Annotated in this window: 22 protein-coding genes, 1 tRNA gene and 1 pseudogene; 16 read left to right on the forward strand and 8 right to left on the reverse strand. The window is 70.8% G+C overall.

What is annotated here, in order from left to right; translation table 11 throughout:
- Window positions 1-81: 81 nt before the first annotated feature.
- Window positions 82-525, forward strand: a pseudogene (locus AB0N81_RS24160) (hypothetical protein); the annotation flags it as partial.
- A gap of 51 nt (window positions 526-576) precedes the next feature.
- Here AB0N81_RS24160 and AB0N81_RS24165 read toward each other — a convergent pair.
- The 3 genes from AB0N81_RS24165 to AB0N81_RS24175 form a co-directional block, all read right to left on the reverse strand.
- A complete protein-coding gene (locus AB0N81_RS24165) occupies window positions 577-855 on the reverse strand; it encodes a hypothetical protein (protein ID WP_365361632.1) in 279 nt (92 codons plus the stop codon).
- Between the two features lie 235 nt (window positions 856-1,090).
- A tRNA-Ser gene (locus tag AB0N81_RS24170) sits at window positions 1,091-1,175 on the reverse strand.
- 54 nt (window positions 1,176-1,229) lie between these two features.
- Entirely contained in the window at window positions 1,230-2,804 is a 1,575-nt protein-coding gene (locus tag AB0N81_RS24175) for a trypsin-like peptidase domain-containing protein (protein WP_365361634.1), read from the reverse strand.
- Window positions 2,805-3,003: 199 nt separating this feature from the next.
- Here AB0N81_RS24175 and AB0N81_RS24180 point away from each other — a divergent pair, with 199 nt between their 5' ends.
- From AB0N81_RS24180 to AB0N81_RS24190, 3 genes are all read left to right on the forward strand, one after another.
- On the forward strand, window positions 3,004-3,840 hold the full coding sequence (locus AB0N81_RS24180) for a glycerophosphodiester phosphodiesterase (RefSeq protein WP_365361636.1): 837 nt from the start codon (window positions 3,004-3,006) through the stop codon (window positions 3,838-3,840).
- A gap of 53 nt (window positions 3,841-3,893) precedes the next feature.
- Complete coding sequence (locus AB0N81_RS24185) at window positions 3,894-4,511, forward strand: ATP-binding protein (RefSeq protein ID WP_365361638.1); 618 nt, start codon at window positions 3,894-3,896, stop codon at window positions 4,509-4,511.
- Between the two features lie 112 nt (window positions 4,512-4,623).
- Window positions 4,624-5,604, forward strand: a complete 981-nt coding sequence (locus AB0N81_RS24190; RefSeq protein WP_365361640.1) for a DUF5926 family protein — start codon at window positions 4,624-4,626, stop codon at window positions 5,602-5,604.
- 240 nt (window positions 5,605-5,844) lie between these two features.
- On the opposite strand, the gene AB0N81_RS24195 is transcribed toward AB0N81_RS24190, so the two are convergent.
- A complete protein-coding gene (locus AB0N81_RS24195; RefSeq protein ID WP_365361642.1) occupies window positions 5,845-6,396 on the reverse strand; it encodes a hypothetical protein in 552 nt (183 codons plus the stop codon).
- 55 nt (window positions 6,397-6,451) lie between these two features.
- Entirely contained in the window at window positions 6,452-7,129 is a 678-nt protein-coding gene (locus tag AB0N81_RS24200) for a bifunctional DNA primase/polymerase (protein WP_365361644.1), read from the reverse strand.
- A gap of 515 nt (window positions 7,130-7,644) precedes the next feature.
- Here AB0N81_RS24200 and AB0N81_RS24205 point away from each other — a divergent pair.
- Together AB0N81_RS24205 and AB0N81_RS24210 are read left to right on the forward strand one after the other, a co-directional pair.
- Window positions 7,645-9,117: a PP2C family protein-serine/threonine phosphatase gene (locus tag AB0N81_RS24205; RefSeq protein WP_365361646.1), complete on the forward strand. Its 1,473-nt coding sequence runs from the start codon at window positions 7,645-7,647 to the stop codon at window positions 9,115-9,117.
- Window positions 9,118-9,217: 100 nt separating this feature from the next.
- On the forward strand, window positions 9,218-10,681 hold the full coding sequence (locus AB0N81_RS24210; RefSeq protein WP_365361648.1) for an aminopeptidase P family protein: 1,464 nt from the start codon (window positions 9,218-9,220) through the stop codon (window positions 10,679-10,681).
- Between the two features lie 120 nt (window positions 10,682-10,801).
- Here AB0N81_RS24210 and AB0N81_RS24215 read toward each other — a convergent pair whose 3' ends face one another.
- On the reverse strand, window positions 10,802-11,350 hold the full coding sequence (locus tag AB0N81_RS24215) for a carboxymuconolactone decarboxylase family protein (protein WP_365361650.1): 549 nt from the start codon (window positions 11,348-11,350) through the stop codon (window positions 10,802-10,804).
- Window positions 11,351-11,391: 41 nt separating this feature from the next.
- On the opposite strand from AB0N81_RS24215, the gene AB0N81_RS24220 reads away from it, so the two are divergent.
- A complete protein-coding gene (locus AB0N81_RS24220; RefSeq protein WP_365361652.1) occupies window positions 11,392-12,873 on the forward strand; it encodes a PLP-dependent aminotransferase family protein in 1,482 nt (493 codons plus the stop codon).
- Window positions 12,874-12,900: 27 nt separating this feature from the next.
- On the opposite strand, the gene AB0N81_RS24225 is transcribed toward AB0N81_RS24220, so the two are convergent.
- On the reverse strand, window positions 12,901-13,362 hold the full coding sequence (locus tag AB0N81_RS24225; RefSeq protein WP_365361654.1) for an ATP-binding protein: 462 nt from the start codon (window positions 13,360-13,362) through the stop codon (window positions 12,901-12,903).
- A gap of 238 nt (window positions 13,363-13,600) precedes the next feature.
- Here AB0N81_RS24225 and AB0N81_RS24230 point away from each other — a divergent pair, with 238 nt between their 5' ends.
- The 9 genes from AB0N81_RS24230 (at window position 13,601) to AB0N81_RS24270 (ending at window position 23,628) form a co-directional block, all read left to right on the forward strand.
- Entirely contained in the window at window positions 13,601-14,515 is a 915-nt protein-coding gene (locus AB0N81_RS24230) for a hypothetical protein (protein ID WP_365361656.1), read from the forward strand.
- 141 nt (window positions 14,516-14,656) lie between these two features.
- On the forward strand, window positions 14,657-15,379 hold the full coding sequence (locus tag AB0N81_RS24235; protein WP_365361658.1) for a YcnI family protein: 723 nt from the start codon (window positions 14,657-14,659) through the stop codon (window positions 15,377-15,379).
- A gap of 90 nt (window positions 15,380-15,469) precedes the next feature.
- Complete coding sequence (locus tag AB0N81_RS24240; RefSeq protein WP_365361660.1) at window positions 15,470-16,156, forward strand: SCO family protein; 687 nt, start codon at window positions 15,470-15,472, stop codon at window positions 16,154-16,156.
- Window positions 16,153-16,650, forward strand: a complete 498-nt coding sequence (locus tag AB0N81_RS24245) for a copper chaperone PCu(A)C (RefSeq protein ID WP_365361662.1) — start codon at window positions 16,153-16,155, stop codon at window positions 16,648-16,650. The genes AB0N81_RS24240 and AB0N81_RS24245 overlap by 4 nt, the downstream gene beginning before the upstream one ends.
- A gap of 14 nt (window positions 16,651-16,664) precedes the next feature.
- On the forward strand, window positions 16,665-18,689 hold the full coding sequence (locus AB0N81_RS24250) for a copper resistance protein CopC (RefSeq protein ID WP_365361664.1): 2,025 nt from the start codon (window positions 16,665-16,667) through the stop codon (window positions 18,687-18,689).
- A gap of 14 nt (window positions 18,690-18,703) precedes the next feature.
- Window positions 18,704-19,948, forward strand: coding sequence for an iron uptake transporter deferrochelatase/peroxidase subunit (gene efeB, locus AB0N81_RS24255; protein ID WP_365361667.1), 1,245 nt, complete (start codon window positions 18,704-18,706; stop codon window positions 19,946-19,948).
- Window positions 19,949-20,023: 75 nt separating this feature from the next.
- Window positions 20,024-20,959: a prephenate dehydratase gene (pheA, locus tag AB0N81_RS24260; RefSeq protein ID WP_365361669.1), complete on the forward strand. Its 936-nt coding sequence runs from the start codon at window positions 20,024-20,026 to the stop codon at window positions 20,957-20,959.
- A 570-nt stretch (window positions 20,960-21,529) separates the two neighbouring features.
- On the forward strand, window positions 21,530-22,807 hold the full coding sequence (serS, locus tag AB0N81_RS24265; protein ID WP_365361671.1) for a serine--tRNA ligase: 1,278 nt from the start codon (window positions 21,530-21,532) through the stop codon (window positions 22,805-22,807).
- On the forward strand, window positions 22,804-23,628 hold the full coding sequence (locus AB0N81_RS24270; protein WP_365361673.1) for an HAD family hydrolase: 825 nt from the start codon (window positions 22,804-22,806) through the stop codon (window positions 23,626-23,628). The genes serS and AB0N81_RS24270 overlap by 4 nt, the downstream gene beginning before the upstream one ends.
- A 49-nt stretch (window positions 23,629-23,677) precedes the next feature.
- On the opposite strand, the gene AB0N81_RS24275 is transcribed toward AB0N81_RS24270, so the two are convergent.
- Window positions 23,678-24,397, reverse strand: coding sequence for an ABC transporter permease (locus tag AB0N81_RS24275; RefSeq protein WP_365361675.1), 720 nt, complete (start codon window positions 24,395-24,397; stop codon window positions 23,678-23,680).
- Between the last annotated feature and the right edge of the window lie 2 nt (window positions 24,398-24,399).

A 24,399-nucleotide genomic window follows, 5' to 3' on the forward strand; every position in this document is an offset into this window, starting at 1 on the left:
CTGCTTGAGCCGTGTGCCGCGACGAGTGGCACGCACGGTTCTGAGGGGGGCCTCGTCCCGAGAGGGACGGGGCCTACCCGACAGATGCGCCGCCATGCCGACGACATCCCCCGGAGTGAGCGGAGCCTTCTGACCGCCTACTGGGCACTGTCCGGCTATGGCCTGCGTGCCTCCCGGGCGTTGGGCTGGCTCGTCGCCGCCATGCTCCTCACCATCTTGCTCCTGATGGGCTTCGGACTCCCCAGCAACGCCCCGAAGCAGGTAGCCACCGGCACCGTGCCGCCCGGCGGTGGGAGAGTGACTTTCGAGATCGGCAAGGGCGATCCCCACCATCTCACCGGACAACGGGTCACCGGGGAGCGCTTCGAGAAGGCCCTGAACGTCACGCTCAACTCGGTCGTCTTCCGCTCCGCCGACCAGGACCTGACTACCACCGGCACCTACATTGAGATGACCTCCCGGCTGACCGAGCCCGTTCTTCTGGGCCTGGCCGTCCTCGCCGTCCGCAATCGCGTCAAACGCTGAATCCACTGAAACGATCGGTGCGCCCGAACCGACGCGGGCCAGCGCGCGGCTTTAGAACGGCGGAAGCCCGTCGACGGAAATAGGCAAAGAGGTGAACTCCTCTTCGGATTCGTGCGGGACGTCACGTGGCCAGATGGTGCGCTCTTGACCATCCGGCAGACGGATCCGACGATCATCGCTGTCATGGAGCGCATGAATCAGATGAGTCGGGACGTCGTGCAAGGTTCCGTCCCAGTGAGGATCATCGCGGCGGCCGTAAGCCCTTAGATGGGCCGATACCTCGATCAGTTGCTCACCCACAATGAGCGTGGCGTCGCCGTGGTAGGTCATGCCCCCAGGGTGCTCCTCGTACGCGGCAAGTCGCTACAGGCGTACCGACCGGTGGCCGGCACTTGGCTAAGCCCCTGATGACAGGCCGCCTATCAGCTCCATCGTGGTCCACGCCTGGTCCACACACCTTGATCAACAGCGCGACAGACCCGGATCAAGGTGAGACACGTCCCCACGAAAAAGGGTGCCCCTCAACGAGAGACACCCTTTGACCAGCACACACGCTGACCTGCTGCGGTGGGTGTGGGATTTGAACCCACGGTGGCGTGAACCACGACGGTTTTCAAGACCGTTCCCTTAGGCCGCTCGGGCAACCCACCCCGCGCCGTCCGCCGGAAACGGAATCAGGACCGCGCGGGGACAAGACTAGCGGGTCAGCTGTCTCCCTTGCGCTGGCCCAGGGTTACGTCGACCGTGTGTTCCTTGCCGCCGCGCTCGTAGGTGATCTTGACCTTGTCGCCGGGCTTGTGGGTCCAGATCTGGCCGATCAGGGTCGGACCGCTGTCGATCACCATGTCGTCCAGCTTCGTGATGACGTCGCCGGGCTTCAGGCCGGCCTTGTCCGCCGGGCCGTTCGGCGTGACCGGCTGTGAACCGCTCACGCCTTCCCGGGAGATCGTCGCGCCGTTCGCGCCCTCCTGCTGGAGGGAGACCGAGGCGCCGATCACGGGGTAGACGGGCTGTCCGGTCTTGATCAGCTGCTGGGCGACCTGCTTCGCCTGGTTGACCGGAATCGCGAAGCCCAGGCCGATGGAGCCGGACTGGCCGGAGCCGCCGAGGCCGCCGCCGCTCTCGGCGGGCTTGATCGCGGAGTTGATGCCGATGACCGCGCCGCGGGAGTCCAGCAGGGGGCCGCCGGAGTTGCCCGGGTTGATGGAGGCGTCGGTCTGCAGTGCGCTCATGTACGAGCTCTTGCCGCTCTGCCCGCCGTCGCTGGAGGTCACCGGGCGGTTCTTGGCGCTGATGATGCCGGTCGTCACGGTGTTCGAGAGGCCGAAGGGGGCGCCGATCGCGATGGTCGAGTCGCCGACGGCCACGCGGTCGGAGTTGCCGAGCTTGAGCGGCTGGAGGCCGTCGGGGGCGCTCTTGAGCTTTATGACCGCCACGTCGTACCCCTCGGCGCGGCCGACGACCTCGGCGGCGTACTTCTTGCCGTTCGAGAACGTCACCTGGAGCTTGCCGCCCTCGGCGGCCGACGCCACCACGTGGTTGTTGGTGAGGATGTGGCCCTGTGTGTCGTAGACGAAGCCGGTTCCCGTGCCGCCCTCGCCGCCGCCGCTCTGCGCCTCGATGGTGACGACGCTGGGCAGCGCCTTGTTCGCGGTGTCGGCGACCGAGCCGGGCTCGCGCTTGAGGTCGGCGGGGGTGTCGGGAGCGGCCACCGTGGTCGAGTTGGTGTCGCTGTCGTTCCGCTCGGCCGCCCAGTACCCGACGCCGCCGCCGATGCCGCCCGCGAGCAGGGCGGCCGCGAGCACCGCGGCGACCAGGCCGCCGCGCCGGCCGCCGGGCTTCGGCTCCTGCGGGTGGTACGAGGCGCCCCAGCCGGAACCGGAGCCGCCCCCCGTGGCGTACGACGGCATGGCGGGCGGCTGCGGAGGCGGCCAGTTCCCGACGCCGGAGGCACCCTGCCCGGCGCCGGGCGCGCTCTGTCCAGCGCCCTGTCCGGCGCCCTGCCCACCGCTTTGCGGAGCACCCTGCGGAGCGCCCGCGGCAGCATGAGCGGGAGCGTGCGGGGCGTGCGCGGGAGTGGCGTACGCCTCCTCGTGTCCCTGCGGACCGGCCGACCCGGCCGACCCAGCCGACCCGGCGGCACCGGCCGACCCGGCGGAACCGGCCGACCCGGCCGAACCGGCTGCATGGGAGTCGGCGGGAACAGCGGGAGCGTCCACCGGCGCGGGGGGCGCGGACGGGGCCTGGGGTACCTCGTTGCCCTCGTTCTCGGTGCTCACAGCTCTTCTCCTCGGTCCATGCTGTCGTTACGTGCGTTCTCGGTCACGGCCTGGGGGTGCCAACTGTGCACGGCATCTGTCTGCAGTCAGCTTTTCCCATGGGCTGTCAGGGCACCATAAGCCGATCCTGTGTGTCCGGCGCTCCGGCAGGGCGTCGTCCGGCGAGCCGCCGGGTACCCCGTGATGGCACCATGACGCGGTGACCCTCGCACGACAGCACCAGATTCAGGTCATCGCCCACCGCGGAGCCTCCGAGGATGCCCCCGAGCACACGCTGGCCGCCTACAAGAAGGCGGTCGAGGACGGTGCCGACGCCCTCGAATGCGATGTGCGGCTGACCGCGGACGGCCATCTCGTGTGCGTCCACGACCGCCGCGTCAACCGTACGTCGAACGGCCGGGGAGCCGTCTCCGCCCTCGAACTCGCCGACCTCGCCGCCCTGGACTTCGGCTCCTGGAAGAGACATCACGGCGAGGCCGAGGAGGACCCGGACTGGGAGGGCTCCGCAGGCGATGACACCTCCGTCCTGACCCTGGAGCGGCTGCTCGAGCTGGTGGCCGAAAGCAATGCCTCGGGGCGGCGGGTGCGGCTGGCCATCGAGACCAAGCACCCGACACGCTGGGCGGGCCAGGTGGAGGAGCGCCTGCTCCTGCTGCTCAAGCGCTTCGGCCTGGACACGCCGCCCGCGGAAGGCCCCTCCCCGGTACGGGTCATGAGCTTCTCGGCGCGTTCACTGCACCGTGTCCGGGCCGCCTCCCCGACGCTGCCGACCGTCTATCTGATGCAGTTCGTCTCCCCGCGCCACCGCGACGGCCGGCTCCCCCAGGGGGTACGCATCGCTGGTCCGGGCATGCGGATCGTGCGCAACCACCCGTCGTACGTGGCGAAGCTGAAGCGCGCGGGGCACGAGGTGCACGTCTGGACCGTGAACGAGCCGGAGGACGTCGAACTCTGTGCCGAACTGGGTGTCGACGCGATCATCACCAACCGCCCCAAGCAAGTTCTGACCCAACTGGACCGCCTGGGACTCCGGTAACTCCGGTTACAGGGAGTGCACCGGCGCGTTCGGTACGTATTAGATCGTCACGAGTGCGTCACCGGACGGGGATTGGCCGGTTTCCGGTCCAGTCCAATGGGGCATCCACACCGTGGCGTGGGGCGAAGGAGGTCTCGGGGGTGGCGTTGGTGGTGGCACGGGAGGTGCCCACGTCGTCGAGCATGGCCGTACCCCATGGCCCTGCGGGCGTGGGGGAAGCAAGGCACCGTATGCGCAATCAGCTGCGCATGAGCGGGGTGGCGGACACGGTCGTCGACGATGCCGTACTGATCCTGTCGGAGTTGCTCAGCAATGCCTGCCGGCACGGCAGGCCACTGGGCCGCGGGATGGTCGGCGACGGTGATGTGCGGGCGGCATGGCACGTCGACAAGGCGGGCCGGCTGACGGTCGAGGTGACGGACGGCGGCGGCCCGACCCGCCCGGTTCCGGCCACTCCGTCGGTCACGGCGCACGGCGGCCGCGGGCTGAACATCATCACCGCGCTCGCCGACGCCTGGGGCGTCCGGGACGACGTCCACGGCGAGGTCACCGTGTGGGCCGTCGTGCAGTCGGCGCACCACCACGAGGATTTCGCTACGCGCGTCGCCGCCCCGTCGGCGGCCGCGCTGTCCGAGCTGGCCTTCGTGGACCCTTTCGACGAACTGGACTGAGAGCCTGTGCCATGGCCCTGGCCCTGGCCGGGGCTGTGGCACGGGCTCCGAATGACCGAGCGGCTAGGCTCGCGCCCGTACGCAAGAGAGCCGTAGCCGGGAGACACCCAAGATGGCCAAGAAGCGCCCCCAGCCCAAGGGCAAGCAGCAGCCGCAGCTCCAGGGCGGGCCCGGAGGCGGGGAGATCCCCGTTGTCGGCGCCCGCGAACCCTGCCCCTGCGGTTCGGGCCGCCGCTACAAGGCCTGTCACGGCCGGGCCGCCGCGCACGCGGTGACCGAGCTGGTGCAGCGCCCCTTCGAAGGCCTGCCCGGCGAGTGCGACTGGGTCGCGCTGCGCGAGCTGGTGCCCGCCGCCACGGTCGAGCTGACGGTCAAGGGCGGTCTCCCCGAGGGCGTTCCCTCGGTCTCCCTCGCCACCGTGCTGCCGATGGCCTGGCCCGCGCTGCGCCGTGACGACGGTTCGGTCCTGCTCGGCCTGCAGAACGACACCGCGTCCGGCGACATCAGCCGCGACCTCGCCGACACCCTTCAGCGCGCCCTCGAGGCCGAGCCGGGTACGCCGGTGAAGGGCCGTCGTGCCCCGGCGGACGGTCCGCGTCTGCAGGATCTGCTCGACCCGGAGGGCACGTTCGAGCCGGTCGTGCACCCCGGCTTCGAGTTCTGGGTGCCGGACGCGGAGAACGCCACGCCGGAGGTGTCCGCGTCCCTGGAGCGGGCGAACGACGCCGCCATCCCGACGGCGAAGCTGACCGGTGTGGACGCCGCGTACTGGTGCGAGACCCCGGAGAAGAACCACCTGCGCTGGGTCATGCCGCACCCCGAGGAGAAGCTCCTGGACGCGCTGGCCCGGCTGCACGCGGCCGGTACGTCGAGCCTCGGCGAGGGCACGCGTCTGGTCGGTTCCTTCCGGGCGCACGGCCTGACCGTGCCGGTGTGGGACCTGCCGACCGGAGTCTCGGCCGCGGACGTCGAGAAGCCCGCGGCGGAGTTCGCGGAGCGGCTCGCGGCGGCGCTCGCGTCGGACGCCCCGCTCACCGCGGACGAGCGCCGGGCGCGCGGCGGTCTCACCAACCGCCAGGTGACGCTCAGCTGAGTCGGCCGCCCAGGTGACTCGTGTCGTACCGACTGACCCACCAGTCAGTCGGTACGGCCCGCGAGGGCCGAGTGACTCGTGTCACAACTCCCCGTGGTCACCGTCGAATCCATGTCCGGATAACTGGGATCGAATTTGCCAGGAGCCGATCTCTTGTTACCGTTCAGGTAGCCCGGTTGCTGGTGCATCCCCCGTCGCCAGCAACCGGGCGCTTTCATGCCCGGAAGACCGGTTCAGGTCTCAACTGCCCTGCGCAGAAGCCGAGTTGCTTCCCGAGCGCAGCAGCAGTCCGTCCGCCTCGCCCGCCGCGTACTCCGCCACGGCCGAGTACTCCGCCACGTCGCCCGCCGACCGCTCGCGCGGCGTCTCGCAGGCCGCGGGTTCGTCCCCCGCCCCCACCTCACAGTGCATCTGCACGGTGCGCGCGTCCGGGCCCATCAGGGTCAGCACCGCGGCCAGCTCCTCGCCGGTGGCATTGCGGTAATAGGTACGCGCCCACGTGTCGCGGCCCCGCGTGAGGACACAGGTCTGCGCCTCGACGCCGCCGGGCGAGGAGAGTTCGGGGCCGCACCGGGCGGCGGTCGTCGCGCCGAGACCCGCGAGCAGCGAGGGCCGCGAGCCCTTCTCCGCCGACCGGTTCTGCCCCGAAGAGACGTTCGAGCGGTCGGGGGAGGGAGAGGGGAGGGGCGACTTCGCGTCACCGTCGCCCACGGGCCCCGCGGACGCGCCGGCGAGCGGCAGGAGGGCCGTGACGGCCACAACGCCCAGGAGCACGAACAGGCGGGGTTGCATGAGCCGAAGATATCGACAGTGGGCGCGCGGCCCGCTCGCCGCGCGCCCGATTCCCCTACATCTCGGGCGCGCTCACACCCGTACGAGTGAGGGCGTCCACGACGGCGTCCACGACCGCTTCGACGTCCGGCACCCAGGGGGCGGCGGAGCCGGGAAGCGGGGCACGCTCCCAGCGCACCCGGCCCTGTCCCGTGTCGGAGGGGGGCAGGGCGATATAGCCGCCCTCGCCGTGAAAGCGGAGCGCGCCGGGCACGTAGTCCTTCGCGTAGAGGAGCTCGCCCAACTGGGCCATGGAGTACGGCGCGACGAGGAGATGGAGTCTGGCCTCGGTGGCGACCACCGGGCCGAGCCTGATGCCGGCCTCGTCGAGCGCGGCGAGGGCGCGCACGCCCGCGCCCACGGGGAGGCTCACGGCGCACGGGGCGCGACCTCCGGTGGCGAGTACGACGGGTGCGCCGGGTCGGTTGGTCCACCACCAGCGGACCATCCGCTCGTCGGTGGTGGCGGCAAGGAGACCGGGGTCGAGGGGATGCGCGCCCGGTACCGCGCAGTCGGGGTCGGGGCAGGAGCACCGGCTGCCGTCGCGCCGGTCGAGACCGACTCCTGGCAGTACGGGCCACCGCCATGCGGTCGCGAAGGTCAGAGCCGCGCCGAGCTGTCCGGCGCTCCGGCCGGGCTTCCTTCCGATTCGCCAGGACAGGAGCCTGCGTCGCCTTCCGAGGATCTCGCGCATGAGCGCTCGTTCCTTTCCGTTGCACGCCGGCGTTAGCCGGGGAGACTGCGGGCCACATCACACCATGTGTGGATCACTTCGCTGTACGTACGAGCTGGCACATCTGACCCCAGCCTGTGGCATGGGGAACCACTCTGAACCGAGCGTTGACGTGGCGTGGGGTGGCGGCGCCTGGCGTTTGCCGTCCCGCGATATTGCTTGCCGCCTCCGCCACGGGAGGATGGGGCACGGTCGTCGTGAGTTAGGACGTCCGGGTCCTTGGTCAGGTTCCGGACGGACCCCAACTGCCCCTGGTCATCACTGAGTACGTACCCAGCGCGACCACTGCAACGCTCTACCGAACAACGTCAGTCGACCCTAATATGCCCTAACCCGGCGCTGTTTTCAGCCAACTTAACAAGATCTTTTACAGTTCCCCGAAATACCACGGACACCAGGAATCCCAGCAGGACAATGCTGGACATCCCCTCACCAGTGCGTGTACATCTGGAGCATTGCTAGCGGCGCATAATGACATGGGGGTTTGCGATGCTATTGAGCATTACGCACCGGCCGGAAAGCCGTCAGCCATGAACGCCCCGCACCTTCCGAAAGTGGCCGGAATCGATTCCACAGTTCCGCCACCGGCACACACTGCCCCGCCCGCCGCGCAGACCGCGCCCGCCGCGTCACGCACAGAGGGCACTTCCGTACCGAGCGCACCCGGCGCCCTGATCCAGGACCGGCTCGCCGGCTGGGTCTCCGACCTCACCACGCTGCACGAACTCACCGAGCGGCTCGCCCGCACGGGCACCCTCGACGACGCGCTGCGGGAGCTCCTGCGCGCCGGTGCCGCCCTGGTGGGCGCCCGGCGCGGGCTCGCCGTCGTGGAACCCGCCGACGGGCTCGGCCCCGAGACCACCGTCGGCCTCGGCCTGGCCCGCGCCGACCTCGGCCACATCGAGACGGTGCCGCGCGCCGCCACCTCGTACGGCAGGATTCTGGACGCCCCCGAAGGTCTGCCCGACGCCGTGCCCGGGGAGATCGCGCAGCCCGATCTGCTCGCCGATGACGGCCTCGACCCGCTCCACCGCGAAGTCGCCTCCCGCCTCGGGTACGCCGCGAGCTACGCCCTGCCCCTCGCCACCGAGACGGCGGGCCGGGTCGGCGCCGCGGTCTGGCTGTACGACGAACCCGCCGAGCCGGACGAGCGCCGCCGCCACCTCGTCGGGCTCTACACGCGCCAGGCGACCGAGCACGTGGCGCGGCTGCTCGAACTGGACCGCGCCCGCACCACCGACGCCACCCTGCGCGAGGAGCTCATGCCCTCACGGCTGCCCCGGGTCGCCGGGGTACAGCTCGCCGCCCGGCACCGCACGGGCCCGCGCGGCGGCGGCGACTGGCACGACGCGCTGCCGCTGCCCGACGCGGCCCTCGGCCTCGCGGTCGGCTCCGTGACCGGGTCGGGGCCGAGCGCGGTGGCCGCGATGGGACGGCTGCGGGCCTCCCTGCGGGCGTACGCCGTGATGGAGGGCGAGGACCCCGTCGCCGTGCTCTCCGATCTGGAGCTGCTGCTGCGGCTGACGGAGCCCGCGCGGTCGGCGACCGCCCTCTTCGCGTACTGCGAGCCCGCCCTGCGCAAGATCGTGCTCGCCGGTGCCGGGCACAGTCCGCCGCTGATCGTCGGGGAGCGCCGCACGGAGTTCGTGGAGACGTCCCTGTCCGCGCCGCTCGGCATGCTCGCCTGCTGGGAGGCGCCGAGCGTGGAGATCAGCCCCGAGCCCGGAGAAACGGTGCTGCTCTACACCGACGGGCTTCTGCACCGCACCGGCGACCCGATGGACCGGGCCTTCGCGCGTCTGCACGCGGCCGCGGCGAGCGTGCCCAGAACCATCAGGGACGACCCCGGGGCGATCGCCGACCACGTGCTGCACGCCGTCCTGCCGGACGGGCTCGACGCCGTGGACAGCGAGGAGGACGTGGTGTTGCTCGCCGCCCGCTTCGAGTGAGGCCACGGACACTGTAGGTAAGTGGCCTTCCGGCCCTGGGACCCCTTCCGTACGCCCGTACGATGGAGGGCGGCCCAGTGTCGTACATAGGAGGCAGATCGTGTCGGAGGCGCTCAACCCGGCGAACCCGGAAGAGACCGAAGAAGAGCCGATCAAGCAGCGCAAGAACGGCCTGTACCCGGGCGTTTCCGACGAGCTCGCCGAGAACATGAAGTCCGGCTGGGCCGACACCGAGCTGCACGACCTGCAGCCGATCGCGCAGGCCGAGCACACCGCCGCCCGCCGTGCCGCGCTCTCCGCGCGCTTCCCGGGCGAGCGCCTGGTCATTCCGGCGGGCAACCTCAAGACCCGTTCGAACGACACCGAGTACGCCTTCCGCGCCTCTGTCGAGTACGCGTACCTGTCCGGCAACCAGACCGAGGACGGCGTCCTCGTCCTCGAGCCGAAGAACAGCGGCGGCCACGACGCGACCATCTACCTCCTGCCCCGCTCCGACCGCGAGAACGGCGAGTTCTGGCTGGACGGCCAGGGCGAGCTCTGGGTCGGCCGCCGGCACTCCCTCACCGAGGCCGAGAAGCTGTACGGCATCCCCGCCTCCGACGTGCGCGAGCTGGCCGGCGCGCTGCGCGAGGCGACCGGCCCCGTCCGTGTCGTGCGCGGCTACGACGCCGGCATCGAGGCGGCCCTGACCGACAAGGTCACCGCCGAGCGCGACGAGGAGCTGCGCGTCTTCCTCTCCGAGGCCCGGCTGGTCAAGGACGAGTTCGAGATCGGCGAGCTCCAGAAGGCCTGCGACTCGACCGCCCGCGGTTTCGAGGACGTCGTGAAGGTCCTCGACAAGGCCGAGGCCACCAGCGAGCGTTACATCGAAGGCACGTTCTTCCTACGCGCCCGCGTCGAGGGCAACGACATCGGCTACGGCTCCATCTGCGCCGCCGGCCCCCACGCCACCACCCTGCACTGGGTGCGCAACGACGGAGCTGTCCGCTCCGGAGAGCTGCTGCTGCTCGACGCCGGCGTGGAGACGCACACGTACTACACCGCGGACATCACGCGGACACTGCCGATCAACGGCCGCTTCGACGAGCTGCAGAAGAAGATCTACGACGCGGTGTACGAGGCCCAGGAGGCCGGCATCGCGGCGGTGAAGCCGGGCGCCAAGTACCGCGACTTCCACGACGCGGCGCAGCGCGTGCTCGCCGAGAAGCTCGTCGAGTGGGGCCTCGTCGAGGGCCCGGTCGAGCGCGTCCTGGAGCTCGGTCTGCAGCGCCGCTGGACGCTGCACGGCACCGGTCACATGCTCGGCATGGACGTCCACGACTGCGCCGCCGCGCGCACCGAGACGTATGTGGACGGCACGCTGGAGCCCGGCATGTGCCTGACGGTCGAGCCCGGTCTGTACTTCCAGGCCGACGACCTGACCGTGCCGGAGGAGTACCGGGGCATCGGCGTCCGGATCGAGGACGACATCCTCGTCACGGAGGACGGCAACAAGAACCTGTCGGCCGCTCTGCCGCGTACGTCCGAGGACGTCGAGGCGTGGATGGCGCAGCTCAAGGGCTGAGTCCCACCTGACATACAGCGAAGGGCCGGTTCCCCCGGAGGGGAGACCGGCCCTTCGTCGTTCAACTTCTTCATCGCTCCGGCTTGAGAGAGGTGGCCATCAGCTTGAGAGAGGTGGCCATCAGTCGGCCACTCGCTCGTCCTCGCCCGCGACCTTGGCGGTGCTCAGGGCGATGCGGTTCCAGGTGTTGATGGTGAAGATCAGGGCGAGCACGCGGGCCAGTTCGGGCTCGTCGAAGTGCCGGGTGGCCTCTACGTAGACGTCGTCCGGGATGCCACCCTGGGAGACGAGCGTGACCGACTCGGTCAGGGCGAGGGCCGCCTGCTCCTTCTCCGTGAAGAAGTTACGGGCCTCGCGCCACACGCCGATCATGTGCAGCCGCGCCTCGTCCTCACCGGCCTTGCGGGCGTCGGAGGTGTGCATGTGGAGGCAGTAGGCGCAGCCGTTGAGGAGCGAGGCGCGGATCTGGATCAGTTCGACCAGCGCGGGGTCGAGGCCGTCGCGGGCGGCGGCGTCGAAGCCGATCAGGGCTTTGAAGGCCTTGGGGGCGGCCTTGGCGAAGTTGAGGCGGGGGGCGGTGGATGCGGCGGAGGCGGAAGCAGCGGGGGCAGGGGCGGTGGCGGTGGTCTGCGTGTTGTTCGTGGTGTTCGTGTTGTTCGTCATGACCATGAATCTAGGGCCGGGAAAGACCTCGTATAGGGTGCATTTCCATGCCGGAATCATGGGTCAATTTGGCGGAGCGCATCGGCAGTGACCTGCATGTGGACCTGTCAGGTCCGGGCAGTCGCCGCGCCGTTCTGATCCGCGCGCTGCGGGACGCCGTACGCGACGGTCGCCTCGCCCCCGGCACCCGTCTGCCGCCCTACCGCTCGCTCGCCGCCGACCTCGGCCTGGCCCGCAACACGGTCGCCGACGCCTATGCGGAGCTGGTCGCCGAGGGCTGGCTGACGGCGCGCCAGGGGTCGGGTACGCGCGTCGCGGAGCGCGTGGCATCGCCCAAGCGCCCGCGCACGCCCAAGCCCGCCCCGGCGCGGCCCGCCGCACCCGCGTACAACCTGCGCCAGGGCACGCCGGACGCCGCCTCGTTCCCCCGTACGGCCTGGCTCGCGGCGGCCCGGCGCGCGCTGGGCGCCGCACCCAACGAGGCCTTCGGGCCCGGCGATCCACGCGGTCGCGTCGAGCTGCGCCGGGCGCTCGCCGACTATCTGACGCGGGCCCGCGGAGTACGCGCAGACCCCGAACGGATCGTGGTCTGCTCCGGGTTCGCGCACGCGCTGCGGCTGCTGTTCGCGGGGTCGCGCGGCGCGGGCGGCGGGGTGCTGCGGGGCCCCTTCGCCATGGAGTCGTACGGGCTCGGGTTCCACCGCGAGATCCTGGAGAGCTCCGGTGTGCGGACCGTGCCTCTGGGCCTTGACGAACAAGGCGCCAGAATCGAGGAGTTGGCGCGGGGCCTGAAGGTCCGTGGCGTACTGCTCACGCCCGCGCACCAGTTCCCGACCGGTGGACCGCTGCATCCCTCACGGCGCGCCGCGGTCGTCGACTGGGCCCGTGCCGGCGGCGGCCTGGTCCTGGAGGACGACTACGACGGGGAGTTCCGCTACGACCGTGAGCCGGTCGGCGCCGTACAGGGCCTGGGCCCCGAACGGGTCGTCTACCTCGGGTCGGTCAGCAAGAGCCTGTCCCCCGCGGTCCGCATCGGCTGGATGGTGCTGCCCGAGCACCTCGTCGACGACGTGCTCGCCGCCAAGGGGGAGCGGGAGGCGTGGGCGAGCGTCCTCGACCAGCTCACGCTCGCCGACTTCATCGCCTCCGGGCAGTACGACCGGCACATCCGCCGGATGCGGCAGCGCTACCGGAACCGTCGCGACCGGCTCGTCACCGCCCTCGCCGAACGCGCCCCGCACATCACGGCCACCGGCATCGCGGCGGGCCTGCACGCGGTGCTGCGGCTGCCGCCGGGGACGGAGGCGTCCGCGGTCAAGGCGGCGGCCTGGCAGGGGATCGCGCTGGACGGGCTCGCCGCGTTCCGCCACCCGGGGGCGGTGATGCCGGCCGGGGACGGTCTCGTCGTCGGGTACTCGACGCCGTCGGAACACGCGTACGGGGCGGCGGTGGAGGCACTGCTCCGCGCGCTGCCGCCTTCCGACGGGGAAGCAGGCCCGGCCGATGGGGAGACAGGTCCGGATCATTGACGCCGGCCCAGTCGGCGCGGCGCGTCCTCACGCCGTCATCAGCGGCGCGTCCTCACGCCACTTGAGGATCTTGTCGAAGCTGATCACCGCGCCACTCCTGCCCGGCTTGTTGCCGAGGTGGACATGGTCGGCGAGTTCTCTGATGAGGCACAGGCCGCGGCCGTGCTCGTCCGTGTCGGCGGCGCGCGGCCGGGGCGCGGGACAGCCACGCGACGTACCGGGGAAGCCGGGCCCGGAGTCGTCCACCTCGATGCGGCACTTCTCGCCGTCGAGGTAGGCGGTGACCCGGTACCCGCCCGTCACGCCCCCGGGCACGCCCGCGCCGCCGTGCTCGACGGCGTTGGCGCACGCCTCGCTGAGGGCGACCGACAGGTCGTAGGAGATGTCCGGGTCCACGCCCGCCGTCTCCATCGTGCCGATCAGCAGACGGCGGGCGAGCGGAACGCTCGCGGCCTCGCGCCGCAAATGGAGAGACCACCAGATGCTCATGCTCCAGCCTCCTGGCTGCGGCTCGACATACCGATACGTATTGCCGGGTGCGCCCCCGAATAAGCGCCCGAAGGACGTGATGCCGCCCATACGGCGGACGCGCGGCCCCCGTCGGGCGGTGTAGGACACCCTGTGTACGGACCCCCTCAGGTCGGCCAGACCGCACCCATCGCCCGGAACAGGACCTTCCGGACCTGCCGTATGCGCCGGGTGGCCCCAGTGCGATGATGACCCCGCCATGACTGCCCCCCACCAGCGCCGACCGCGCGCCGGAGCCGACCTCCGGCTGCTGAGGGCCGCGACGTTCGCCGCGGTCTGCGTCGTGCTGTCCGCCGGGGGCCATGTGCTCGCTTCCTGCGTCGCCGTTCCGCTGTGGACGCTGGGCGTGGGCTTTCTCGTCGTCCTCGCGGTCGCGCTGCCGCTCGCCGGGCGGGCCCGCTCGCTGCCCGGCATCGCCGCGCTGCTCGCGGTGGGACAGCTCGGTCTGCACGCCCTGTTCGGCCTCGGCCAGCACGGTTCGGCCGCGGTGAACGCAGCGACCGCGACAAACAGTGACGCCTCCCTGGTGGAGCGGGCCGCTCGACTGGTCTGCGGTGCGGGCGCCGCGACGATCACGCCCGCCCAGGCCCACCGGATCCTCACCACCGCCGGGCTCGGCCCCGGCGGCGCGGGCGCTTCCGGGGCCGGTCGGTCCGGCGGGCACCGGCACGGCGGGTCCGCCGCCGCTGCCGCGGACACCGCGCTCGACTCGGTCTCGTCGGCCGCGACCGGCGGGCCGCATGCCGGGAGCATGGGGTCGATGGGTGCCATGGCGCTCGTACCGTCCCTGCCCATGCTGCTCGCCCATGTCCTCGCCGCCGTCGCCGCCGGCTGGCTGCTCCGCCGCGGCGACCTCGCGCTGCTCCGCCTCATCCGGCTCGCCGACGGGGCGCACGGAGTCGCGGAAGGGGCGCTCGTACGTTCGCTGCGCTCGGCCCTCACCCTCGTACGCGCCCTGCGGGCAGGTCTGCCCGGCGCGCCCGAGACGACCGGGCCGCGGGCTCCGCGCACCGCGCTGCTCGCGCCGCCGAAGCCGCGCACGGTCGCGCTCGAGGACGCGGTGATCAGGCGCGGTCCCCCGGCCGGTCCCCGAGACGTCGAACTCGCCGCCTGACGCGACACACTCCACGCCGCAGTACGGAGAGCACTCCAGACCGCAGTACGGAGGGGTCGCTCGGCGCGCGCACGCGCGTGCCCGCTCGGCCGCGCTCACCCACGTACTGATCACCACTGACGAAAGTGGAGTGTTCCTGTCATGAAGATGTCCCGTATCGCCGCCGCCGGCACTGTCGCCGCCGCCACCGTCATCGTGCTTTCGGCGCCCGCGTTCGCGCACGTCAGCGTCTCGCCGGAGGGCCAGGCCGCCAAGGGCGGATACGCCACGGTCAACTTCAAGGTGCCGAACGAGATGGACGACGCCTCGACCAACAAGCTCGAGGTCTCCTTCCCCGCCGACCACCCGCTCGCCTCCGTGATGACGCAGCCCGTCCCCGGCTGGACCGCGAAGGTCACCAAGTCCAAGCTCGACAAGCCGCTGGAGATCCACGGCGAGAAGATCGACGAGGCCGTCTCCAAGGTCACCTGGACCGCCGACGGCAAGGGCATCCAGCCCGGCACCTTCCAGAAGTTCCCCGTCTCCATGGGCCAGCTGCCCGAGGACGCCGACGAACTCGTCTTCAAGGCCGTCCAGACGTACGACAACAAGGAAGTCGTCCGCTGGATCGAGCCGCAGCAGAAGGGCCAGGAGGAGCCGGAGCACCCGGCGCCCGCCCTCCCGCTGAGCGCCGCCACCGACGGCCACGGCGCCGCGGCCGACGACACCAAGTCGGACGGCAAGCACGCCGAGACCGAGAACGCGTCGTCCGACTCCGACAGCAGCGACACCACCGCCCGCGTGCTCGGCATCGTCGGCATCGTCGTCGGTGCGGCGGGTGTCGCCTTCGGCCTGGTCGCGAGCCGTCGTCGCGTCGCCGGCTGACCCACCGGCCGAGCCACCCTCGGGGTGCGCCGACGCGGCACACAGCCGCCCCGGTGCACCCCGGCCCCCTCACATCTGGGACATTTTCGTATGCGCACCAAGAGCTCGAAGAGCTACGCGAAGAGCACCGACAAGAAGCTCGCCGCCGCTGCCCTGCTGGCCGTGGCCGCCCTCACCCTGACCGCCTGCGGCAGCGGTGACGACAACAAGAAGCCGGTCGCCGAGGTCTCCGTGGAGACCGACTCGGGCAAGGCCGCCACGGTCCTGGACAAGCCGTACAAGAAGCCGAACCTCGTCCTCACCGACACCCACGGCAAGAAGTACGACCTGCGCGAGGAGACCAAGGGCAAGCCGACGCTCATCTACTTCGGCTACACGCACTGCCCCGACGTCTGCCCGCTGACGATGAACAACATCGCGGTCGCCAAGAAGGCCCTGCCCAAGGCCGACCAGGACAAGCTCAAGGTCGTCTTCGTCACCACCGACCCCGACCGCGACACCCCCGCCGAGCTCGGCAAGTGGCTCAAGGGCGTGGACTCCGACTTCGTCGGCCTGACGGGCGACTTCGACACCATCCAGGCAGGTGCCCGCCAGCTCGCCATCAGCATCGAGCCCTCCAAGAAGGACAAGAAGGGCAAGATCGTCTCGATGCACGGCACGCAGGTCTTCGCCTTCTCCCCGAAGAACGACGCGGGATACGTCCTGTACAGCGACAAGGCCACCGCAGGCGACTACACCAAGGACCTGCCCAAGATCGTCAAGGGACAGACCCCGTGAACCACCGCACCACCAAGCACCGCGTGCTCGCCACCGGCGCCCTGGCGCTGACCGCCGCGCTGGCCCTCGCGGGCTGCGGCGGCGACTCGGACTCCGGTTCCGGGGACGCCGAGAAGAAGCCCGAGCTGAAGGTCAGCGGGGCCTACATCCCCGAACCCACCATGGACGACATGGCGGCGGGCTTCTTCAAGCTGACGAACAAGGGCGGCGCCGACAAGCTCACCTCCGCCACCAGCGACATCGCGGGCTCCGTCACGCTGCACAGCACCAAGGGCGGCGCGATGAAGGAGGAGAAGTCCTTCGACGTGCCCGCGAACGGCGAACTCGACTTCGCGAGCGGCGGCAACCACCTGATGCTCGAGAAGCTCGAGCGCAAGCCGAAGCAGGGCGAGAAGATCGCCATGACCCTGCACTTCCAGAAGTCGGACCCGATCACCGTCGAGGTCCCGGTCAAGGAAGCGACGTACAGCCCCGAGCAGCACAAGTCGCACTGAGGGACGGATCGTTGATGCAGACCATCGCTCCCCGCTCCAGGGTCGTTTCCCGGACCGGTACAGCCCCCCGCCTCTGGCGGCTCCTTCTGGTGCTTCTCGCCGCGACCGGCGCCTTCCTCGCCGGTGCCGCGCCCACGTCCGCGCACGCCGCGCTGACCGGCAGCGACCCGAAGCAGGGAGCGGTGGTCGACAAGGCCCCCGACCAGGTCAAGCTCACCTTCTCCGAGAAGGTCGCCATGTCGGACGGCTCGGTCCGGGTCCTCGATCCGTCCGGCAAGCGGGCCGACACCAAGAAGACGACCGACCTGGGCGCCAACACGTACGGCGTGAAGCTGCGCCCCGGCCTGCCCGACGGCACCTTCACCGTCGCCTACCAAGTGGTCTCCGCCGACAGCCACCCGGTCGCCGGCGCCTTCACCTTCTCCATCGGCGCACCCTCCGACACCAAGGTCGTGCTGCCCGACCAGGAGGCCGGCGGCGGCCTGGTCGGCCTGCTCTACGACATCGCGCGCTACTTCTCGTACGCCGGGTTCATCCTGCTCGTCGGCGGTGCCGCCTTCGTCCTGGGCTGCTGGCCGCGGGGAGCCGGTGAACAGTCCGTGCAGCGGCTCGTGACCTCGGGCTGGGTGACGCTGGCCGCCTCCACCCTCGTCCTCCTGCTCCTACGCGCCCCCTACACCGGCTCCGGGAAGCTCGCCGACGCCTTCGACATGGCCAAGCTCGGCGACGTGCTCAACACCAAGACGGGCGCGGCGCTGGTCTCCCGGCTGCTGCTGCTCGCCGCCGCCGCGCTGTTCATCGCGGTGCTCTTCGGCGCGTACGTGAAGCGCGAGGGGCCCGATCAGGCCGCCGAGAAGAAGGACCTCACGTTCGGGCTCGCCATCGGCGGCACCGTGGTGTCCATCGGCATCGCGGCGACGTGGGCGATGGCCGAGCACGCCTCGACCGGCATCCAGGCGGGCATCGCGATGCCCGTCGACGTGCTGCATCTGCTGGCCGCCGCCACCTGGCTCGGCGGGCTCGCGTCGCTGCTCGTCGCGCTCTTCCGGACGACCGCGGTGGACGCGTCGGCCGTGCGGCGGTTCTCGGCCGTGGCGTTCACCAGCGTCGTCGTGCTGGTCGCGACCGGCACCTACCAGTCGTGGCGGCAGGTCGGTTCGTGGTCGGCGCTGACCGGCACGTCGTACGGGCAGCTGCTCCTCGTCAAGATCGGCCTGGTCGTCGTCCTGGTGGGCGTCGCCTCCGTCTCGCGGCGGTGGACCGGGCGGATCGCCGCCGAGGCGGGCGGCATGGCTCCGGAGACCGCGGCCGCCGTGGTCGTCGAGCAGCGCGAGAAGCAGTCGGTGAAGCAGGCGACGAAGCAGACCTCGAAGCAGCCGGCGAATCAGTCGGCGAATCAGCCTTCGAAGAAGCCGCAGCAGAAGCCGGTGACCGTACCGGCCTCCTCCGGAGACACGGTCGAGGACCCCAAGCGCTCCGCCCAGCTGGCCCGCCAGCGGGCCGCCATGGACAACGCCCGCGAGAAGCGCGTCCGCGACGCCGACCCGCACCGGTCGGGCCTGCGCCGCTCGGTGCTCACCGAGGCCGGTGTCGCCGTCGTCGTGCTGGCCGTGACGACGATCCTCACCACCACCGAGCCGGGCCGCACCGAGGAGGAGGCCGCCAACGCCACCTCCGCGGCGGCGGCGCAGCGTTCGGGACCGCTCCAGCTGAAGGTGCCCTTCGACACGGGCGGCACCGACGGCAAGGGCACCGTGCAGCTGGATCTCGACCCCGGCCGCAGCGGCAGCAACACCCTGCACGTGTACGCGAAGCGTCCCAACGGCAGCGCCTTCGACGTCCCCGAGGTGAAGGTCTCCTTCACCCTCGAGTCACAGGACGTCGGCCCGCTGCCCGTCGCCCCGGACCACATCGCCACCGGACACTGGAGCGCGAACGGCGTGCAGGTTCCGATGGCAGGCAATTGGAAGATCGCGGTGACGGTGCGGACATCCGACATCGACCAGGTCACCGTGAAGAAGAACGCGCAGATCGGCTGAACGGAACAACCACCATGGCGGACAACGGGATTTCCAGGCGGCGACTGCTCGGCACCGCCGGTGCGACGGGTCTCGCGCTCGGCGCGGCGGGCAGCGCCGTCGGGTACGCGGCGGCCCCGGACGCCTCGGCGGACTCCGCGGGATCGTCCAGGACGGAGCTCGCGTCCCTGGGCGCCGAACAGGTGATGTTTCACGGGAAACATCAGCCCGGCATCACCACGCCCCTCCAGTCCCGCGGCCACCTGGTCGCCTTCGATCTGGCGGCGGGTGCGGGCCGCAAGGAGGCGGCGGCCCTGCTGCGCCGCTGGTCGGCGGCTGCCGAGCGGCTGATGGCGGGCGAGCCCGTAGGCGGCGAGGACACTGCGGTCGCCCGGGACGCGGGACCGTCCTCGCTCTCCGTCACCTTCGGCTTCGGTGCCTCCTTCTTCTCCCGCACGGGGCTGGAGAAGCAGCGCCCGGCGGCCCTGGACCCGCTGCCCGACTTCTCGTCGGACCACCTCGACAAGGCCCGCAGCAACGGCGACCTGTGGGTGCAGATCGGTGCGAACGACCCGCTCGTCGCCTTCCACGCCCTGCGCGCGATCCAGAAGGAGGCGGCCGGGACCGCGCGCGTCCGCTGGCAGATGAACGGCTTCAACCGCTCGCCGGGAGCCACCGCGCGGCCCATGACGACCCGCAACCTGATGGGGCAGGTCGACGGCACGAACAACCCCAAGCCGACGGAGAAGGACTTCGACGAGCGGATCTTCGTGCCGGGCGACGGCGACCCCTCCTGGATGGCGGGCGGCTCCTACGTAGTCGTACGCCGTATCCGCATGCTCCTTGACGACTGGGAGAAGCTCGGTGTGAAGGCGCAGGAGGCGGTCATCGGGCGGCACAAGTCGGACGGCTCCCCGCTCACCGGCGGCACGGAGACGACCGAGCCGAAGCTGGACAAGGCGGGCCCGGACGGCAAGGTCGTCATCCCCCTCGACGCACACGCCCGCATCACCCGGCCCGACCAGAACGGGGGCGCCGCGATGCTGCGCCGCCCGTTCTCGTACCACGACGGCTTCGACGCCAAGGGTGACCCGGACGCCGGGCTGCTCTTCGTCTGCTGGCAGGCGGACCCGATGCGCGGCTTCATCCCGGTGCAGCGCAAGCTCGACCGGGGCGATGCCCTGTCGGAGTTCATCCGGCACGAGGCGAGCGGGCTCTTCGCGGTGCCGGGCGGGGCGGCGAAGGGCGGATACGTGGGGCAGGGGTTGCTGGAGGGGTAATAGCTGCCCGAGGGGCAGGGTGCCGGTCTGTGAGACGCGTGAGCCGCGCCACGTCGGGCCCATTAGGGTGACGGTATGTCGGCGACGCGCTATACGTACCTGGGCCCCGAAGGCACCTTCACCGAGGCCGCTCTCCGCACGCTGCCGGAGGCGGCCGCCCGGGAGCTCGTTCCGATGGTCTCCGTGCCGGCCGCGCTGGACGCGGTCCGCGGCGGCGAGGCGGCGGCCGCGCTGGTGCCGATCGAGAACTCCGTCGAGGGCGGCGTCACCACCACCGTCGACGAACTCGCCAAGGGCGAGCCGCTGATGATCTACCGCGAGGTCGTCCTGCCGATCGCCTTCGCCCTCCTCGTACGGCCCGGCACGCAGCTCAAGGACATCAAGACGGTGACCGGCCACCCGGTGGCCCAGCCGCAGGTCCGCAACTGGCTGGCCGCGCAGCTGCCCGACGCCCTGTGGGAGTCGGCGGCCTCGAACGCGGACGGGGCCCGGCTGGTCCAGGAGGGCCGTTTCGACGCGGCCTTCGCGGGCGAGTTCGCTGCGGCGACGTACGGTCTCGAACCGCTGGTCAGCGAGATCCACGACGCGGCGAACGCCGAGACCCGCTTCGTGCTGGTCGGCCGCCCGGCCCGTCCCGCCGCGCCGACGGGGGCCGACAAGACGTCCGTCGTCATCTGGCTGGGCGACGACCACCCCGGCGCGCTGCTCGAACTGCTCCAGGAATTCGCCGTACGCGGCGTCAACCTCATGCGCATCGAGTCGCGCCCGACGGGCCAGGGCATCGGCAACTACTGCTTCTCGGTGGACGCCGAGGGGCACATCACGGACCGCCGCGTCGGCGAGGCCCTGATGGGGCTCAAGCGGATCTGCCCGCAGGTCCGCTTCCTCGGCTCGTACCCGCGGGCCGGGGTGTCCACGGAGGACGTCCGGGCGCCGCGGCCCGGCACGACGGACGGCGAGTTCATCGCCGCGTCGGACTGGCTGGCGCACTGCCAGGACGGCCGTTTCTAGTCCTACCTGCAGATTTACGTTGTCCACAGAAGTTATCCACAGGCACGCGTCTCGACCTGGGGACAAGTCGACAACGAAGCGCGACATGGTCGACAAATCGGCCCACAGCCCCCAAGTCCGTCCACAGCCCCGCACGTCACCCCTCGTCCACTCTTTTCTATTGATCAACTCTTTGGAGCGAGTCATTTCCACTCGAAAGTGGGTGTGCGGGTGGTTTGGGAAGGGATTCCACGGACGCGTGAGAGGCATTCGGAACGGCCTCCTCCGGCATCCACAGATCTTTCGCACACCCTGTGGATAACCGTCCGGAGGCACTGATTCCTGTGGACAACCACAGTGGACAGGCACCCCAAGTCCCGCTTCCCACAAGGGGTTCCGGTCAAGGCCACAGGCACGCTCTGCCCCCTTTCGGGGAATAGTGCCCTTTTCATTGACCGAAGACCGAGGCGTTCGGAGATGAGCTTTTCCGGCCGTTCCGAGTCAGGAATTCACATTCCGGCAAACCGGGCATAACGTACACAATGGAATATCGAGTCGTGGGCCGGAAGCGCGCGACGGTAGCCTTGAGGGGTGATTGACCTTCGCCTGCTCCGTGAGGACCCCGACCGTGTTCGCGCCTCCCAGCGCGCCCGTGGAGAGGACGTCGCGCTCGTCGACGCCCTGCTCTCCGCCGACGAGCGGCGCAGGTCGTCCGGCCTCCGCTTCGACGAACTCCGCTCCGAGCAGAAGGCGCTCGGCAAGCTGATCCCCAAGGCCGCGCCGGAGGAGAAGCAGGAGCTCCTGAAGAAGGCGGGCGAGCTCTCCGCCGCCGTCAAGGCGGCCGACGCCGCTCAGGACGAGGCCGAGGACGAGACCAAGAGCCTCCTGCAGAAGCTGGGCAACCTCGTCCACCCGGACGTCCCGGTCGGCGGCGAGGAGGACTTCGTCGTCCTCGACACGATCGGCACCCCGCGCGACTTCGCGGCCGAGGGCTTCGAGCCGAAGGACCACCTGGAGCTCGGCGAGGCGCTCGGCGCCATCGACGTCGAGCGCGGCGCGAAGGTCTCCGGCTCGCGCTTCTACTACCTCACCGGTGTCGGCGCCCTGCTGGAGCTCGCCCTGGTGAACGCCGCGATCGCGCAGGCCACCGAGGCCGGGTTCATCCCGATGCTGACGCCCGCGCTCGTCCGCCCGCGCGCCATGGAGGGCACCGGCTTCCTCGGCCAGGCCGCCGAGAACGTGTACCACCTGGAGAAGGACGACTACTACCTGGTCGGCACCTCCGAGGTCGCACTCGCCGGTTACCACATGGACGAGATCATCGACGCCGACAAGCTGCCCCTGCGGTACGCGGGCTTCTCGCCCTGCTTCCGCCGTGAGGCCGGCACGTACGGCAAGGACACCCGCGGCATCTTCCGCGTCCACCAGTTCGACAAGGTCGAGATGTTCTCGTACGTCGACCCGGACGACGCGGAGAACGAGCACAAGCGCCTCCTGGAGTGGGAGAAGCAGTGGCTCACCGGCCTCGGCCTGCCCTTCCAGGTGATCGACGTGGCGACGGGTGACCTCGGCTCCTCGGCCTCCCGCAAGTTCGACTGCGAGGCGTGGATCCCCACCCAGGGCAAGTACCGCGAGCTGACCTCGGCCTCGAACTGCGACGGCTTCCAGGCCCGCCGCCTGTCGATCCGCATGCGCGACGGCAAGAAGATCCAGCCGCTGGCGACGCTGAACGGCACCCTGTGCGCCGTCCCGCGCACGATCGTGGCCATCCTGGAGAACCACCAGCAGGCCGACGGCTCCGTAGTGGTGCCCGAGATGCTGCGTCCGTACCTCGGGGGACGAGAGATTCTGGAGCCCATCGCCAAGTGAGCCACCCTGCTCCAGTCACGCCCTCCTTCCCGTACAAGCTGGTCGCGACCGACCTCGACGGGACGCTGCTGCGCCCCGACGACACGGTTTCGGAACGTACGCGCCAGGCGCTCACCGCGGCCACCGCGGCGGGCGCGGCGCACATCATCGTCACCGGCCGTGCGGTGCCCTGGACCCGCCACGTCCTCGACGACCTCGGCTACGACGGTCTCGCGGTGTGCGGCCAGGGCGCGCAGGTCTACCACGCGGGGGAGCACCGCCTGCTCACCTCCGTGACGCTCGACCGCCAGCTGGCCGGTCTGGCGCTCGCGAAGATCGAGGCGGAGATCGGGCCGCTCGCCCTCGCGGCGAGCCGCGACGGCCTCGACGGCGAGGTCATCATCGGTCCGGGATACGCGGTCCAGGGCGGCCCGCTCCGGGCCGTCCCCTTCACGGACGTCGCCGACCTGTGGGCCGCCCCGCTGAACAAGGTCTACATCCAGCATCCCGGCCTGAGCGACGACGCTCTCGCGGAGGTGGCGCGCAAGGTCGCGGGCGACCTGGTCGGCGTGACCATGGCGGGCGAGGGCATAGTCGAACTCCTGCCGCTCGGCCTCTCCAAGGCCACGGGCCTCTCCCTGGCGGCGCGCCGACTGGGTGCGAAGGCCGTGGACACGATCGCTTTCGGCGACATGCCGAACGACATCCCGATGTTCGCCTGGGCCGCACACGGCGTAGCCATGGCCAACGCCCACGACGAGCTCAAGGCCGTCGCGGACGAGGTGACGACGTCGAACGAGGCGGACGGCATCGCGGTGGTGCTGGAGCGCCTCCTCGCCTGACCGAGGCACGCGACCGCGCCCCGGGTCCCGCCCGGGGCGCCTGCCCTGCCTACTCCTCCCCGGCCAGCGTCAGCGACCGCAGCTTCTGTCCCGCGTACCAGGTGGCGAGCGCGGTGACCGCGACCAGCAGGACCGTCGCGGCCGGCAGGCCGACGTCCGAGGTGATCAGGTCGCCCTCGCCGACCTTCTGGGCCACGGCGAGGGACCACTGCTGCACGCTGAGCGTGCGGGCCCCGGAGACCAGCGATCCGAAGAGGGCCTCCCACACCAGGGCGTAGACGAGGCCGAAGACCACGGCGTGCCGGGTGATCGTGCCGAGGAGCAGGAAGATCGCGGCGTACGTGATGGAGGCGACCAGCGCCGCGATGGTGTAGGCGATGGCGATCTGCTGGCCGTTGCCGTTCAGGATCATCCCCGAGACGAAGGTGGGGATCGCCGAGAAGGCCATGGTCACCGCTATGGCGACGATCAGCTTGGTGAAGATGATCGTGGGGCGCTTGACCGGTTTGGAGAGCAGGTAGACGACCGAGCCGTCGTCGATCTCCGGGCCGATGGCGCCGGTGCCCGCGATGACGCCGATGATCGGCACCATCGTGGCGAGCGCGAAACCGCCGAGGACGTCGACGGCCACTTGGTCGTCGGCGCCGCTGAAGCCGCGTACCGCCGCGGAGATGGCGATCAGCAGGACGGGCAGGGCGAAGAGGATGAGTGCCCGGCGGCGGCCGAGCAGGGCCCGGTAGGTGAGCCGGGCGACAGTGGGGTCGTACACGA

Origin of the sequence: Streptomyces sp. NPDC093510, assembly GCF_040683555.1 — a bacterium.
Taxonomy (GTDB): domain Bacteria; phylum Actinomycetota; class Actinomycetes; order Streptomycetales; family Streptomycetaceae; genus Streptomyces.